11 protein-coding genes are annotated in these 16,103 nt (G+C 66.2%); 7 read left to right on the top strand and 4 right to left on the bottom strand.

The annotated features are described in order from the left end of the window. The first annotated feature begins 119 nt into the window (after positions 1–119). Entirely contained in the window at positions 120–2,093 is a 1,974-nt protein-coding gene (locus MPARV_RS22120; RefSeq protein ID WP_051011873.1) for a RyR domain-containing protein, read from the top strand. A 21-nt stretch (positions 2,094–2,114) separates the two neighbouring features. Here the strand turns inward: MPARV_RS22120 and MPARV_RS22115 are convergent, their stop codons facing one another. Further along, entirely contained in the window at positions 2,115–6,470 is a 4,356-nt protein-coding gene (locus MPARV_RS22115; RefSeq protein WP_081582049.1) for an NACHT and WD40 repeat domain-containing protein, read from the bottom strand. Beyond that, on the bottom strand, positions 6,463–6,963 hold the full coding sequence (locus MPARV_RS22110; RefSeq protein WP_157789432.1) for a toll/interleukin-1 receptor domain-containing protein: 501 nt from the start codon (positions 6,961–6,963) through the stop codon (positions 6,463–6,465). The genes MPARV_RS22115 and MPARV_RS22110 overlap by 8 nt, the downstream gene beginning before the upstream one ends. Positions 6,964–7,090: 127 nt before the next feature. On the opposite strand from MPARV_RS22110, the gene MPARV_RS25280 reads away from it, so the two are divergent. After that, entirely contained in the window at positions 7,091–7,480 is a 390-nt protein-coding gene (locus tag MPARV_RS25280; RefSeq protein WP_202948802.1) for a FitA-like ribbon-helix-helix domain-containing protein, read from the top strand. Positions 7,481–7,729: 249 nt separating this feature from the next. Here MPARV_RS25280 and MPARV_RS0103135 read toward each other — a convergent pair whose 3' ends face one another. Beyond that, positions 7,730–9,346, bottom strand: coding sequence for an acyl-CoA dehydrogenase family protein (locus tag MPARV_RS0103135; RefSeq protein ID WP_020377203.1), 1,617 nt, complete (start codon positions 9,344–9,346; stop codon positions 7,730–7,732). 171 nt (positions 9,347–9,517) lie between these two features. Between MPARV_RS0103135 and MPARV_RS0103130 the strand changes: the two genes are divergently transcribed. The 5 genes from MPARV_RS0103130 (at position 9,518) to MPARV_RS0103110 (ending at position 14,638) form a co-directional block, all read left to right on the top strand. Further along, a complete protein-coding gene (locus MPARV_RS0103130; RefSeq protein ID WP_157789431.1) occupies positions 9,518–11,431 on the top strand; it encodes a clostripain-related cysteine peptidase in 1,914 nt (637 codons plus the stop codon). 131 nt (positions 11,432–11,562) lie between these two features. Beyond that, positions 11,563–12,411, top strand: coding sequence for a class I SAM-dependent methyltransferase (locus MPARV_RS0103125; RefSeq protein ID WP_020377201.1), 849 nt, complete (start codon positions 11,563–11,565; stop codon positions 12,409–12,411). Continuing rightward, the gene (locus MPARV_RS22095; RefSeq protein WP_100221216.1) at positions 12,408–13,325 is read left to right on the top strand and encodes an HhH-GPD family protein; all 918 of its coding nucleotides are present in this window, start codon (positions 12,408–12,410) and stop codon (positions 13,323–13,325) included. Before MPARV_RS0103125 ends, MPARV_RS22095 begins: the two co-directional genes overlap by 4 nt. 21 nt (positions 13,326–13,346) lie before the next feature. Beyond that, positions 13,347–14,171, top strand: coding sequence for an AraC family transcriptional regulator (locus MPARV_RS0103115; RefSeq protein WP_012225859.1), 825 nt, complete (start codon positions 13,347–13,349; stop codon positions 14,169–14,171). Positions 14,172–14,227: 56 nt separating this feature from the next. Next, entirely contained in the window at positions 14,228–14,638 is a 411-nt protein-coding gene (locus MPARV_RS0103110) for a VOC family protein (protein ID WP_012225861.1), read from the top strand. Here MPARV_RS0103110 and MPARV_RS0103105 read toward each other — a convergent pair. Next, positions 14,623–16,065, bottom strand: a complete 1,443-nt coding sequence (locus tag MPARV_RS0103105; protein WP_020377198.1) for a lipase maturation factor family protein — start codon at positions 16,063–16,065, stop codon at positions 14,623–14,625. The two genes, MPARV_RS0103110 and MPARV_RS0103105, sit on opposite strands and share 16 nt — an antisense overlap. Positions 16,066–16,103 lie beyond the last annotated feature (38 nt).

Raw genomic sequence — 16,103 nt, 5'->3', positions numbered from 1 at the left:
ATCGAAACTCATCACGTCCGCGCCGGACTGGGCCAGCTGACGGAAGCGACACCATGAGGGCGGGGTGGGCGTTGCGGCCTGCTGGTGGGTGGTCGGTGCTGCTGGCTCGCCTGAGCTCCATGGGCGACCATGCGGTGGCGGTGAGGCGAACCGCCTTGGCGCTGGTCGGACTGGTCACCGTGGTGTTCGGGTGGTGGGGCTTCGCCCGGTATTCGGGGCAGCACCCCGATGTCGGGCTGGGCTGGCCGGAGTGGCTTTACGGCACGATGAACCTGTTCATCAACGGTGCCGATGTTGCGCCCGTCCCATGGCAGCTCGGTGTTGCGCGGATGTTGGCGCCGCTGGTCACCTTCGGCGTGTTGGTGGAGGTGTTGCTGGTGGGCTCCGCTCAGCGAATTCGCCGCTGGGCTGCGTCGAGGGCATCGGGCCACGTGCTCGTGGTTGGTCCGACGGAGCGGGTGCGTCCATACCTCCAGGGCTCTGCTGACGATCGAGGACTGGGCGACGGCACCGAGTTGATCGTGCATATCGGACAGGACGGTTCGGCCTTAGGGCCGACCGTCATCGGATTGCCGGCGACGCCCACCCCGATCGAGTGGGTTGCCGTCACCCCGGCACGGGCCGCACGCCGGATCGTGTTGGCCCTCGGCCGGGACGACCTGACGTTGTCGGCGCTGCGGGGAGCGCTCGACCATGGTCTCCCCGAGGCGGGCTGCAGCCTGGTGGTTGAGTTGGACGACATCGAGCTAAGCGGTCGGATGGCGGTGGCGGTGGCGGGCAAACGGCCCGACGCCGACATCGATTTTGTCTGCCCGGAGGAACTGGACGCGTTGTTGATCTCCGCCAGCGTGACCGACGAGTTGGTCGGTTCCCACGGGTCGGATCGGGGTTGGGCCGTCTCGATCGTGGGTGACACTCCCACGTGTGACCGGGTGACCGCCCAGTTGGTGCGGGCCTTCACGCGTTCGGCGCTTCGGGGAGGCGCCGTCAGACCATGCATCCTGCGGGTGCGGCCCGGTGGGAGTGAGCGCGAGGCCCAGATCGTTGACAACCATCGGGTCGTGGTGGATGTCGTCGACCGGATCGATGACATCTTCCAACCGGGTGCGCCGGACCACCTGGTGATCGATCTGCATGACGAGGAGATGTCGACCCGGCTGGCGATGGAGGCGGCGCTGCGGCGCCGGGGGAGCGTGGTGTGGACGACGCACGGCTTCGCTCTGCCGTGGGCGACGACCGGATGCCCTGCCGACGGTTCGCCGGTCGACCTGCGCCAGGTGTCGCTGTCGGCGGCGGCCATGGCGGGGACGCTGCACGGACCGTTCGGCCGAATAGCGGCTGCGCGGGCGTCGCGCTCTGGACAGCCGCCCTCGCGTCCGTCGGCGGATGCTGTGCGGCGGGCGGTTGCGATCTTGCTTGACGAGGGGTGGGCCGTGGTGCCCGAATCGGACCTGCAACCCGCCGAGCGAGGCCGACTGCCCAGGTACGTCGACCAGCACACCGCCCGGCTCCTCCGCTCGTTGCCCGGTCTTGCAGAGGACCCCTCCCAGCTGCTGTACGAGCTGCAGCGCGAGGGTTTGATGGCAATCCCTCGTCACTGGGAGTCCGATCGCGGCGTCGGCCCGGTTGAGATGCCCCCGGACGAGACCATCGAGGTGATGGCCCAAGCGATCCACGACCACTATCTGGCCGAGCAGGCCGAGCAGGCGAACCTTCCTGCCTTGCGCCCTTGGGCAGAGCTCGACGAGAGGTTTCGAGCCCAGAACCGGGACCAGGCGCGGGACAACATCTCAAAGCTGCACTCCCTTGCGCTGAGGGTCGTGGCGACAAGTTCGTTCACGAGCGAACCCGTCCGCCTGGGGGAGGCCTACATCGAAAGAATGGGAATCGCCGAACATGACCGGTGGTCACATCAGAAGCGTGAGCAGGGCTACCGCTTCGGTCCGGAGCTGATTCTGGAAGGGGCAGACCTGCGTCATCCCAGCCTGCTCCCGTGGGACGAGCTGCCCGCGTCCGAGCAGGAGAAGGACTTGGCCCCCATCCGCCAGATCCCAGCGGTCCTCGCAGCGGCCGGGTTGGTGGTAACGCGCTGAGATCAAGTGGGTCGGTCAGGGTTACGGTACCCGCGCAGCAAACGGCCCGGGGCCGGTACCCGGGAGAGGTCCGAAGGTTTCGGCGGGTAGGCGGACCTGCTGCCCATCGGGCAAGTTCGCCAGGTAACCGAGGTACCGCCAGGCGTCTCCCTCTGCCCATAACAGGTCCCCCGAGTCCGAGAACGTAGCAGTGGATTGGTGGTCCAGATGATGGTGAGATCGCAGGGTTTCGCCGGTGGTGGTGTCCCAGATGCGGGCGGTGCCGTCCCAGCTGGCGGTGGCGATGCGGGTGCCGTCGGGGGAGTAGGCCACCCCCCACACCGGGCTGGTGTGGCCGGTGAGGGTGTGGAGGGTTTCGCCGGTGGTGGTGTCCCAGATGCGGGCGGTGTCGTCGTCGCTGGCGGTGGCGATGCGGGTGCCGTCGGGGGAGTACGCCACCCCCCACACCGGGCTGGTGTGGCCGGTGAGGGTGTGGAGGGTTTCGCCGGTGGTGGTGTCCCAGATGCGGGCGGTGCTGTCCCCGCTGGCGGTGGCGATGCGGGTGCCGTCGGGGGAGTACGCCACCCCCCACACCGGGCTGGTGTGGCCGGTGAGGGTGTGGAGGGTTTCGCCGGTGGTGGTGTCCCAGATGCGGGCGGTGTCGTCGTCGCTGGCGGTGGCGATGCGGGTGCCGTCGGGGGAGTACGCCACCCCCAACACCAGGCCGGTGTGGCCGGTGAGGGTGTGGAGGGTTTCGCCGGTGGTGGTGTCCCAGATGCGGGCGGTGTCGTCCCAGCTGGCGGTGGCGATGCGGGTGCCGTCGGGGGAGTAGGCCACCCCCCACACCGGGCTGGTGTGGCCGGTGAGGGTGTGGAGGGTTTCGCCGGTGGTGGTGTCCCAGATGCGGGCGGTGTCGTCGTCGCTGGCGGTGGCGATGCGGGTGCCGTCGGGGGAGTAGGCCACCCCCCGCACCGGGTTGGTGTGGCCGGTGAGGGTGTGGAGGGTTTCGCCGGTGGTGGTGTCCCAGATGCGGGCGGTGTTGTCCCGGCTGGCGGTGGCGATGCGGGTGCCGTCGGGGGAGTAGGCCACCCCCCGCACCGGGCTGGTGTGGCCGGTGAGGGTGTGGAGGGTTTCGCCGGTGGTGGTGTCCCAGATGCGGGCGGTGTTGTCGTCGCTGGCGGTGGCGATGCGGGTGCCGTCGGGGGAGTAGGCCACCCCCGGCACCGGGCTGGTGTGGCCGGTGAGGGTGTGGAGGGTTTCGCCGGTGGTGGTGTCCCAGATTCGGGCGGTGTTGTCCCCGCTGGCGGTGGCGATGCGGGTGCCGTCGGGGGAGTAGGCCACCCCCCACACCGGGCTGGTGTGGCCGGTGAGGGTGTGGAGGGTTTCGCCGGTGGTGGTGTCCCAGATGCGGGCGGTGTCGTCGTCGCTGGCGGTGGCGATGCGGGTGCCGTCGGGGGAGTACGCCACCCCCAACACCAGGCCGGTGTGGCCTCTGGGGAATGCACGAAGCGCCCCGTAGGAGACAGAAGGAGTTGCCGGGGTGATTTCGCCAGAAGTGACATTCAACGCCTGGAGAAGTGCTGGCGCCGAATGTGCTGAACGGGTTGCATCGGTCGTGTCACATCGCAGCAGCCGGGTTCGGTTGGTGCGCGCAGCGTCCAAACCGAGGGCGGTGAGGCGGCAGTCTCGGAAGATGGTTCCGGACAGGCCAGCGTTCTTCATCTGCACTTGATGTAGCGAACACCCATGAAGTTCTGCTCGGTCCAAGCGGGCGTCGGCGAGATCAGAATGGTCAAAGCGGGCGCGACTGATGTGCATGTCCCGCAGGTCGGCGCCCCGTAAGTCGCAGCCGCTGATGTTGAGAAGATGGTCTGACAGCCCGTGTAAATTCAGATGCCTGAGCGATGCCCCGGCGAGATCAAATCCGGCGAGGGCCCGAGCGGGAGCACCCGACCGTGGCGCCATCACGCAGTAGCGAAAAGCCAGTTCGGTTGCCCGAGGCGTGTAGCTGTCCCCTAGCGACTGCAACGTCCGCTTGGCTGCCTCAAATTCCTCGGTCCGCTCGGGGTCCTGCGCTAGCGAACCCATGAGGTCGACCAGGAACGTGAGGGTCTCATCTGACGGTTGGGGTACGGACCAAGTCTCTGGGTCACCCGTAGTGAGCCCTCGCGCGAGATGTGAAGCAAGGAAAAACTCCAGGAGTGAGCTGTGAGCAAACTCAAATCGGTCCACCCCAGGGCGCACCACGAAGGTGGCCGTCCGGAGATCTTCTATCAGCCTGCTCAGATCGGGTCGCTGCTGTTGGAACCAGCGACGAAGCGATTGCACCTCGTCCAACTGAACGGACAGCCACTCATCGAGCGCCGCGTAATTCATGGAGCGGGTTCCGTCTCGCCAGAGCTGCGCGGCGAGTCGTTCCATCAGTAGCCGCTTTTGGGGGATGTCGAACTGATGCTTGCCATCGTCGCGGTGCAGCCAGTCGGTGACGAAGCCCTCATACAGGGTTGACAGACTGACCACTCGCCCCGAAGCGCGGACCTGCTCCAACCGTTCAACCTGACTGGCGATCAACAACAGGTTGTACGGGCGTTCCGCCAACTCGGTGAGGTTGTGAATCTCCGCCAGTAGCGACATGGCCGCCTCGGTGCTCAGCCTGGGCAGCGCGTTGTCGGTGCCGGACGAGCTCGCTTGAGAAAGGAAGTGGTCGAAGTAGGCACGAACCTGAGTTTCGGTGAATGGGAGCAGGTGGACTGCCTCGTAGCGCTTTTCGATTCCGCCCTCCCTGTCCTCACCCCCTAGAAAGGACCTCTCGGCATGGATACTCGGGAAATAGTGGGTGCGGCAGGTCAGGAGCAGGCGACCTGGTGAACCACCATGTTTCGGTGGGTCGACAGCAGGTGGTGGTGGGAGTGCTCGCCACAGCTGCCGCACAAAGTCTCGGCCTTCTTGGTCGTCCAGATGTACCAGCACTTCGTCGAGGCCGTCGAAAATCAGCAGAGCACCATGGTTCCGAACCTGGTCAAGCACCGACTCGGAGTCGATGGAACGAGCCTCGTCGGTTGACCAAACCTTGGCGATGACGTTGTTGATCAGCGAATGCAGGTCTGGTGAGCGTCTATGTGTCGTGTCCACCAAACGAAGGTCGAGATAGATCGAGAGCGGTGCCAATTCCCGGTCGCCCGGTGACTGCGACCGCCAACGAGCGTTGAGGCGATTGTTCAACACTTTGGCTGCTGTCGTCTTTCCGCTTCCGGTTTCGCCAAGGATCACCCCGTAGGGCTTGTACTCGGCCGAGCAGGCCCACCGTTCGAGGAAGTCCACTACCTGCACCGCGTCGGGACGGCGCGATCTGAACGCAGCAGACGCCGCCCAGTCGGCGCCACGCGCCGCTAAGTCAAACCGGACACCCTCGCCAGGGATGTGGGTTCCGTGTTCGAGCGGCGTATCTCGGTCGAACCGCTGCTGACTATCCCTCGGAGCTTGCTTGGGCAGTTCTGTGGCGAGGTGCTCCACAAGCGCATCTGCAAACCTGCCTTGTCGCTCCTTTTGTTTGGGCCAGCTCTCCGTCGGCCGAAACACCCCGAGCGCAGTTTCCTTGCCCAGATGGACAATCCCATTCGTGAGGGCAGTTGGCACCAGTTCGCCACAAATGGGGACGACGAATTGATTGGCCGACCAGGGCGCATGGGTGCTGTTGTATTTCAGCCAGGAGTAACTGAGGATCACGACGATGACGTCTGCCTCATCTCGGCGCGTCTGAACTTGGGAGAACTCCTGACCGCCTAGAAGTTCGCATGTCGTCACGATGGACGACACGTCGTTGATGATGAACTGCGGCAGTAACCCCAACCGAAGACCGAGCGACTCGCCAAGTTTTCGAGCGGTATCGAGTTGGTCAGCGGCGTGGTCGATATGCACGCTCAAGGTGGTCCTTGCGGCTGCAGCTCGCCGACGGGTCTCGACCGCCTCTTGGGGGAGCCCGTCCGATGGAACGGTTGGACCTTGGGTGGTGGTTGCCGATGAAGAACGCTCGATCTGTTGAGCCGTCAGCGGTGCACCTTCGAACCAACACTGTCGGCCCGTAGCACCGCTCTTGCGGTTGGTGTCCGCTTCGAGCGACAGCGATAAGCCTTGTTCTTTGGCGGCGTCGTTGAGGTCTCCCCTGAACTTGCGAAAAGCGTCCACCTCACCTGCACCAACGGTCCCTTCTACGAGTAACTCGTAGTCAAAGGTGGCCAGGTGAGGCGCGGAGGCGGCTACAGCGCTGAGCAGGGCAATGGCCCGCCGGTGGAGGACCTTGGCCTCGTCGAGTTCAGCCACCAACTGACGAAGGGCAGACTCTGCCTGGCCAGCGGTCAGGCGGACCACGCCTGCTGGCCAGAGGAGCGGCTTACTCATCGATCAGGCCTTCCCGTTCGAACCGCTCCACCATCTGCCCTAATAGGTCCTCGCAGAATCGCTTGCGATTATTGCCCCCGAGCTCGCTAAACCACCTCGGGTCCGGTTCTCCCTTCAAGAGCAGACGAAAGATCTGTAAGTGGTCAAGCTTCCGCAGGTCGGCGCGGCCGAGGTCAATCGATTCCAACCCCACGGGAATGATGAGGTTGCCTGGCCGCCTGAGGAGCCCGGGGAGTTCAACACCGACGATGAAGGGACTGGCGAGGAACGAAGGGGAGAGCAGCAGAAGTCCGAAATCGGCCACCTCGATCGCAGCCTCAATCTCGGACTTCCAAGTCTGACCGACCAATAGGCGACGGTCGCACCATGGGTCAATGGTGCATTGGCGGAGAATGTTGCATCGGGGCGACATCAAGTTCAGGAAGGTGTCGGCCAAGACGGCGTCGTCGTGGGCGTAGCTGACGAACCCAGAAAGGTGAGGCTTGGTCTTCATCCCGTCACCGTACGGGACCGTAACTGAGAGCACAAGGGCGATTACGACGAATATACCCCGAATAAGGGCGCCCAACTCGGTTGACAGCCTGTAAGGGTGCTTGCGACATGCAAGCTATGACGAACGGTTGATCAGAGATCTTCCCGACGATGTTCATCGAGAACTGCGCCGACGGGCCGAGGCAAGCGGGCAGTCGGTCCAGAGCTACCTATCCATGCAGTTGGCCCGCATGGTGGAACGCACCCAACGTCCGACGAGCTTCTGGAACGGGTTGCTCGGCGAGCGACCGGCACGATCGGCATCGAGGCGGCGGTCGCCGACCTCCGTGGCATTAGGGCAGAGCGATGATCGTCGTCGACGCTTCGGTGCTTGTGAACGCACGGTGATGGATCAGCGGCCGGCGACGCCGCCCGGGCTGCGGCTCTTCGGCGAGGGTCTGGCGGCGCCGGATCTGGTGGATCTGGTGACGATGTCGGTCATGCGCAAGCACTGGTTGGGGGCACGAGCTGACCGATGAGGAGTTCGCCGACGGCGTGGACGCGTTGTGGCAACTCGAGATGGCGAGGTACCCCGCGCTCCCGCTTTCCCCAGCGCGTTTGAGTTGCGCCTTACCATGATCCCGTACGACGCCGCTTACGTGGTGCTGGCGGAGTTGCTGGAGTGCCCGCTCATCACTGCGGATCGCCGACTGGCGGACGCGCCAGGGCCACAGTGCGAGTTCCGCTTGGTTGCATCAGCCGGCTGAGCGGCGCTTACCCGAGGGCGACTACTTGTCGGCGTTGTGGCGGCCGACCAATTGGCGGGCGATCACCTTGACGCAGAGCACCTCGTCGGCGCCCTCGAAGATCGACAGCACCCGGGCGTCGACGAAGAGGCGGCTCACCGTGTACTCCTCGGCGTAGCCCATGCCGCCGTGGATCTGCATCGCCTCGCGGGTGACCCACTCGGCAGCCTTGCAGACATACGCCTTCACCATGGAGGCCTCCATGGCCCCCTCGCCCTTGGCCATCAGTTTGGCCACCTCGTAGCTGTACTGGCGAGCGCCCTGAATGATGACCGCCATGCGGGCCAGCTTGGCCTGGGTCAGCTGGTACTCGGCGATGTTCTCGCCGAACACCACACGGTTGTTGGCGTAGTCGCGGGCAGCCTCAAGGGCGGCCTGCATGACGCCGACTGCGCGTGCGGCGGTCTGAAGACGACCGTTCTCGAAGCCCGCCATCTGGTAGTAGAAGCCGCGGCCCTCACCGCCCTCGAGGCCGATGAGGTTGTCGGCGGGCACGAACCAGTTCTCGATGGCCACCTCGTAGCTGTGCATGCCGCGGTAGCCGATCGTGTCGATCGGGCGGCCCTCCATCTTGCCACCGCCGGAGTCGTTCTCCTGGGTGAGCTCGAAGCCGTGGCCATCGCCGCGCTCCTTGGGCACGATGAACATCGACAGGCCCCTGTGGCCCACCGAGCGGTCGGTGTCGGTGCGGGCCAGCACCATCAGCACGTCGGCGCGGGCGCCGTAGGTGCACCACGTCTTCACGCCGTTCAGTAGCCAGCCGCCGTCGGTTTGCGTGGCGGTCACCTTCACGCCGGCCACGTCGGAACCGAAGTCGGGCTCGGTGACCGCAACCGCGTTCATCACCTCGGCGGTTGCCAGCTTGGGCATCCACTCCTGCTTCTGCTCCTCGGTGCCGCCGGCCTCGAGGGCGCGGGCCAGGATCTCGGGTCGGGTGATCAGCGAGCCGCCGGCGCCGAGCGAACCGCGGGACAGTTCCTCGGTGGCGACCACCATGGCGATGTAGTCCGATGCGCCGCCCGAGGCGTAGCCGCCGTACTCCTCCGGAATCGACAGACCGAAGGCCCCCATCTCCGCGAGGCCGGTGACGATCTCCTCGGGGATGTCGCCGTTGTGGCGGTGGATCTCTTCGGCGATCGGCATGATCTTGTCCTCGGCGAAACGCCGAAAGGCGTCCTGCACCATTTCGAAGTCGTCGCCGAGGTGGCGGGGGCCGTCGGTGTTGGCCAAGGAGGCGAGGAAATCGGACGCCCGGTAGGTGGCGACGAAATCTCGGGCATTGTCGAGGGCGTCGTTCGCAACCCCCCACTCGGCCTCCCGGCCGAACAGCTTGGCGCCCAGGTCGGCCAATGCGTCGGCGATGAACGCCGCCGTGATGCGGCCCTCGTCGTCGCCCTTCGAGCCGTAGTCGAGCAGGCCTCGACCGCACATCAGGGCGGCGGCGGCGTGAGCGACGTCGTAGGCCAACACCTGGTTGGCGTCGATGCCGTGCTCGGCGAGCCTGCCGACCGCCGAGTCGATCACGGCCTGGCCCACATCCAGGGCGGCTGCGGCGGCGGCGAGGTCGGGGGTGACGGGGGGTGCAGCGACGTCGGTCATCGGGCCATGTTACGGGTGGGTAGCCTTGTGTTCCCAGACGCAATCAGCGGGACTCGCGACGGATCTTCTCCGGCGGTTCACAGGATCCAGCTCGACCTGACCGCCACCTCACGTGTCGAGCTATGTTCTGCGTGAGTCGCTGGCACCTCCGGGGCGAGAGGAGTCGATGACGTGAGACGCGCAGCGGTGGTCGGGCTTGTGTTCGTGATGTTGGCAGGTGCCTGCAGTCGCACCGACGACGCCTCGATATCCGGGGAGCCATCGGCACGCGGCGAGGACGCCGCCGCCGAAGACGGGAGCTGGACGATCCTTCAGTACTCGATGGCGGACAACAACCTCGAGGAGTTCATGATGGTGGACCTCGAGGAGCTCGCGGAGGTCGAATCCGACGACGGTCCCAACATCGTTGCCCTGGTCGATCGCAGCGAAGAGGAGTCCGAAGTGGCTCTCGGTGACCAGGGTGACTGGGCCGGAGCGAGGATTCTGCGGCTGGGGAACGGCGAGTTCAGCACCCTGAGCGAACTCGGCGACGTGAACACCGGCGACCCCGCGTTGCTGGCGGACTTCATCAGCGAATCGATCAAGGAGAACCCCGCTGATCACTACGGCCTGGTGATCTCCGATCACGGCGCATCGTGGCCCGGGATCGGTCCTGACGATTCCTTCGACGACAGCCTCGAGCTCGCCGAGCTGCAGACCGCGCTCGGCGATGGCCTGGAAGCTGCGGGCGTCGAGCGGCTCGATGTCCTCGGCTTCGACGCCTGCCTTATGGCCAGCTACGAGGTGGCGAGCGCCATGGCGCCGTTCGCCGACCGGATGATCGCCTCGGAGCAGCTCGAACCTGGCCATGGCTGGGACTACCGGTCGTTCCAGGTGCTCGCCGACGAGGTCGATGCCGACACGTTCGGGCGAGCGGTGATCGAGGGGTTTGCCGAACAGGCCGTCGAGTCCGATACCGAACAGGACATCACCCTCTCGCTCCTCGATCTGACCAAGATGGGCGCCCTCGACCAGGCGATCGAGGACTTTGCCGGTGCCCTCACCGAGCGCGGGGCCAACGTTGCGCCTGTGGTGGGTAGGGAGCGTGCCTCAACGTTGGAGTTCGGCCGCTCACCCGACGAAACCGAAGCCTCGCACGTGGTCGACCTGCGCATGCTGGCCTCCCAGATCGGCGTCGAGTCCCTCGACCTGTCGGAGTTCACCGACGAGGTCGAGAAGTCGCTGAACGACGTGGTGGTCCAGTCGATCGACAGCCCGGCCAACCTCGGCGCGTCGGGCATGACCATCTACTTCCCGCCGGCCGTCGACTACTACGACGCCGGCTACGAGGACGCGCCGTCGACCGGCCCGTGGTCCGCCTTCCTCGACGGCTACTACGGCTCCGGCGCCGAGATTCCCGACACCGACCAGGCCCGATTCGTCGACGCGGAACCCGAGGTGTTCTTCGACGACGACGGTGTCAACATCCAGGCCGAAATCGAGTCCGCAACGACGCCGAACGTTGCCGACTCGTTCATCCGCTATGGGGTCGTCGGCGACGACGGCACGGTCACCTACCTCGGCGAGGAACCGGCGACGAGCTTCGACGACGGCACCGCCCAGGGGACCTACGACCTCACCGAGCTGGTCATCTCCGACGGGGAGGACGAAGCCCGGGCGTACGTCGACCTCCAGTTCGAGGAGGACGACGAGGTCGGGACCATCGACGTCCCGATCGCCTACTACGGACCGGACGACGAGGCCGGTGGCAGCGACTACCAGGATGCGCTGCTCTCGATCACCTTCGACACCGAATCGGGCGACGTCCTGCAAGAGACCTACTACGCCTACCACGAAAACACCGGTGGATACGGCGAGCTGCAGACGAGCCCTGAAGGCATCGTCGTTCCCGAGGTCCTGGTCCTCGACGATGATGGGGGCGAAACCTGGGAACCGACGAGCGGCGTCGGCCTGTTCGCCGATCTGCCGAGCCTGTCCTACGAGCTCCGCCCCCTCGCCTCGGGAACCCTCCTCCAGATCGAGCTCGGCGTCACCGACTTTGGCGATAACGCCGACATCGTGTCCGCAGAGGTCGAGCTGCCATGACACATCGGGGAGTAAACGGTCGGTCGCCCCGGGATCGGATCGTTCGTCGCCTCCGAGACCCGGGACAGGACTGCCAAAGAAAGCCATGAGATCCGGGCCACCCGAGTGATGCGGCGTCGTAGGATCGGGCGATGGGGACCGGGGTGACCGACACCGAGAAAAACGGAAACGTCGAGTTGGATGCGGCAGACCTGCACCGCGACGGGGTGGAACCGGCCGCTGCGGTGGGGTTCGGCCGACAGGCGGGCTCCTATGCCAAGGTGCGTCCGGCTTATCCAGCGGCAGTGATGGAGACCCTCACGAGCCTGCTGCCGCCTACGCCGGACGTACACGTCTGCGACCTGGCCGCCGGCACCGGCATCCTCACCCGGCAGCTGCTCGACAGCGGCTACCGGGTGACCGCCGTCGAGCCGGTGGGGGGCATGCGCGAGGAGCTTGAGCGGCAGCTGGCCAAGGCTGGCGTCGACATCCTCGATGGCACCGCAGAGCACCTGCCACTCGACGATCGGTCGGTCGATGCGGTCACCGTCGGTCAGGCATTCCATTGGTTTGACCCCCAACCGGCACTGACCGACATCGCCCGGGTGCTGAAGCCCGGTGGCGTGTTGCTGATGGTGTGGAACGCCCGAGACGAGAACGTCGACTGGATGCGCCAGTGGGGCGACCTGGTGGCTGATCTGGGTGGCGGCCGCCCATATCAGGACCACCGCGAGCTGTTGTGGGAGGACGTGGTGGCCGAGAGCGGGCTGTTCACGCCCTTGGAGCATCTGGAGGTTCCGCAAGGCCAAACCGGCACTCCGGAGCTCGTGATTGAGCGCACGCGTTCCACCAGCTTCATCGCTGCCCTACCGCCCGAGCGTCACCAGCATGCGCTGGACGCGGTGGCCGAGCTGTTGGCCACCCACCCCGACACCAGGGGCCGTGACCAGATCACCATCCCCTACAACACCCAGATCTACTGGTGCCGCCTGAACCGATGATCTCGGCCGCAGCGCAGGGGCTGGTGCTGAGCTGGTGGGACCGGCATCGGCGCGACCTGCCATGGCGAGACACCCGCGACCCATGGGCCGTGCTGATCGCCGAGATCATGGCGCAACAGACCCAGGTGAACCGCGTGGTACCGCGCTGGCACGAGTTCCTTGAACGCTGGCCAACACCGGCGGTGCTGGCGGCTGCGTCATTGGCCGACGTGCTGCGGGCCTGGCAGGGGTTGGGCTACCCCCGCCGGGCGGCCAACCTGCACCGCAGCGCCCAGGTGGTGGTAGCCGACCCGGGGTTGGGGGGTTCACTACCCGACACCCTGGAAGGACTGCTGGCGTTACCCGGTATTGGCCCCTACACCGCCCGGGCGGTCCTGGCGTTCGCCCACGAGGCCGACGTTGGCGTGGTCGACACCAACACCGGCCGCATCCTGGCCCGCGTCGGCGGCCGGCGTCTGGGCGCCCGCGCCGCGCAGGTCGCCGCAGACGCGTGGGTGCCGGCGGGTGAGGGATGGGCGTGGAACCAGGCGATGCTCGATGTGGGGGCGTTGTTGTGCCGACCGGTGCCCCGATGCCACGACTGCGCTCTGGCCATCTCGTGCCGCTGGGCGCTGGACGGGTGGACAAACCCCGATCCGGCCGCCAAGTCGGCGGGGGTGTCGGTGCGCCAAGCCCCATACCGGGGGTCGATGCGCGAGGTTCGCGGTCGTGTGCTGGACGTGCTCGCCGAGGGTGGTGCCACCACCGACGACGTGATCGCCTCGTCGGTGCGGGCACTGGCGCCCAGCGCAGCCCATCACGCAGAACCCCTTGACGTGCGGGTCGTCGAGGCCCTCACGCAGCTGGAGGCCGACGGGCTGGTTGCGGTCTCCGCGTCGATCGTGACGCTTGCCGGGGACCCTGCCGTCGCTTGAGGGGAGCCATAAGGTGATCGTGTGGGAGTGCTGATCAACGAGTTTGCGACGGGATTGCCGCATGCGCGTCTGCGGCCGTACGTCTCGGAGTATTCCGGGTATCGCATCGTCGGCGCCGAGCCCGGCCTGCACATGGGGCTGCCCTCCCGGTCGTTGACGTTCATCGTGGCGTTCGACGAGCCACTCGACGTGACGACGGCCATCGACGGGCCCCATCGGGACACCTACTGGGCGATGCTGGGCGGACTCCACGATGCCCCTGCGGTCGTTCGACACGATGGCCGTCAACACGGTGTGCAGTTGGGGGTGACCCCGCGGGGTGCTGCGGCGCTTTTCGGGGTACCTGCGGGGGCACTCGCGTCTTCGGTGGTCCACCTCGATGCCATCGTCCCGACGTTTTCTGCGGAGCTCGTCGACCGCCTGTCGGAAGCCACCACCTGGGCCGCACGATGGGAGGTCCTCGATGACGTGTTCCTTCGGCAAGTGTGCCTCGACACTTCGCTGCCGAGCGAACTCGAGCACGCATGGTCGCTGATCGTGGGCAGCCACGGCCTGATGCCGGTTGGCCGGTTGGCCGACGAGGTCGGTTGGAGCCGACGCCACCTGGGCCAACGATTCACCTCCACCTTCGGCTTGACCCCGAAGGTGATGAGCCGAGTACTTCGCTTTGAGCGGGCCAAGGGGTTGATCCAGGCGCCGACCCGCCCATCGCTGTCCGGCGTGGCCGCTGCGTGTGGCTACGCCGACCAGGCGCACCTCACCCGGGAGTGGTCCGCGTTTGCGGGCTCATCGCCCACCCGCTGGATGCGCGATGACACCCTGGTGTTGCTCGACGACTCGGCGTAATCGCCAAGGTCACATTTGTTCAAGACATCGACGTGGGGCGGTGGCATGGTGGGCACATGGAGAACAACATCACCGAAACGCCCAGCATGGTCTGGCCCACACTGATCTACAACGACGCACCTGCTGCCATCAAGTTTTTGAAAGCGGTCGGCTTCACCGCCGCCATCGTCGTGCCGAACGATGAAGACGCCTCGGTGATCGAGCACTGCCAGCTGCGGTGGCCCGAGGGGGGCGGTGTCATGTTGGGTACCGCCGGGCGTGACGGCAACGAATTTTCCCAACGCCCCACCGGAGGAGGTGCGGTCTACGTGGTGACGGCCGGCCCGGATCAGGCGTTTGAGCGGGCGGTTGCTGCCGGCGCCTCGGTGTTTCGGCAGATGGAGGGCCAGGACTACGGGGGGCGTGGCGGCACGGTCGCCGATGCCGAGGGCAACCTCTGGAGCTTCGGCGACTACCGGGGCGAGTAGCGGGTCGGGGGCGCCCCGACGGGTCGGATCAACTCCCGGATGTACGTGCGGTGCCACCAGTTGCCGGTGGCCCGGCGCTCATCGCGGCTGGTGAACCGGTACCGATACAGGCGAGCGCGAACGAAGGCGGGGCCTTCAGCTTCAAACGGACAGCGGCGCAGCAGCGAACGCGTCCCGGGGTCGTTGGCGGCCAGGCGCTCGACGAACGGCTGCAGCCATCCGGCGCCGTAGGCCGGTGAGATCGCGACGAACCACATCAGCCAGTCGAGACGCAGGTGGTAGGGCGCAAACTGCGGGGGGCGTCGGGACACGTCGGTGGGCTTGGCCTTGAACTCGTACTCCAACCACACGGTCTCGGGGCCCGGGCTTGGGTCATCGGTGGCCTCGAACACCACCTCGCGCCGCTCCTTGGTGACGCTGCCGAACGCTCCGTAGGTGTTGACCAGGCGCAACGAGTCGAAGCTGGCGTTCATCTGCTGCCGTTTGGACAGGAGATTTCGAACCGGCTGGTAACTGAGCGCCACCAGCCCCACGGCAACCGCAGCGGTGAGGATGCCAAACCAAGCGGGTTTGGACAGATCGATCGGTTGCCCCACCGGAAGCAGCCATGCCAGAAGCCGCCCGTCCAACGCGCCGAGCGCCAGCACTGCGGTCAGCAGGTTGAGCCACGCAAAGTTGCCGCTGAGCATCAGCCACCCCTGCGTGACGATGATGATCATCGCGGCAACAGTGGCTATCGGCTGGGGCGCGAACAGCCCGAACACCACCACCAGTTGAGTGACGTGGTTGGCCAGCACCTCCACCCGGTGCAGCTTGGATGGCAGGCGGTGAAAGGAGCGGCTGAACGGGTTGGGCATCGGCTGGGTTTCGTGGTGAAAATCGAGACACGTCAGATCGCGCCAGCATCGGTCACCCCGCAGCTTCACCAGCCCGGCGCCGAACTCAACCCGAAACAACAGCCAACGCAGGGCCCACATGATCACCAGCGGCGGGGCCACGTGCGCCGGCCCCACGAAGATCGCAAGGAATCCGGCTTCGGCCAACAGGATCTCCCAGCCAAAGCCGTACCAGCGCTGCCCGACGTTGAGGATGGAGAGTTGGAGCGCCCACAACGTCGCCCATACCAGCACCCAGGTCCAGATCGGTGATCGTTCGACCAGGCCAACCAGCGCCAGCGTGGCCAGCGCGATGCCGGCCCAGCAGGAAGCGGCAAAGAACCGGTCGCTGTAGTGCACGTGAAACACGCTGGGGCTCCGCCGGAACGGGGTGATTGCGATGAAGCGGGGGATCGGCAGCAGCCCCCGCTCGCCAAGGAGCGGGCGAAACTGTCGCAGCGCAGCGACAAATGCGATCAGGTAGACGAGCGCCAGGCCCCGCGTGAACGCCAGCCTCGCCAACGCGTCGCCGGGTGGCATCCACCAATCCATGGGTCCTTCCTACTCCTCCGGAAAATCGCCAACCAGAC

It is taken from the genome of Candidatus Microthrix parvicella Bio17-1, assembly GCF_000299415.1.
Lineage (GTDB): Bacteria > Actinomycetota > Acidimicrobiia > Acidimicrobiales > Microtrichaceae > Microthrix > Microthrix parvicella.
The sequence above is the reverse complement of the archived record's forward strand: the minus strand, read 5'-3'. Positions and strand labels throughout refer to the sequence as shown.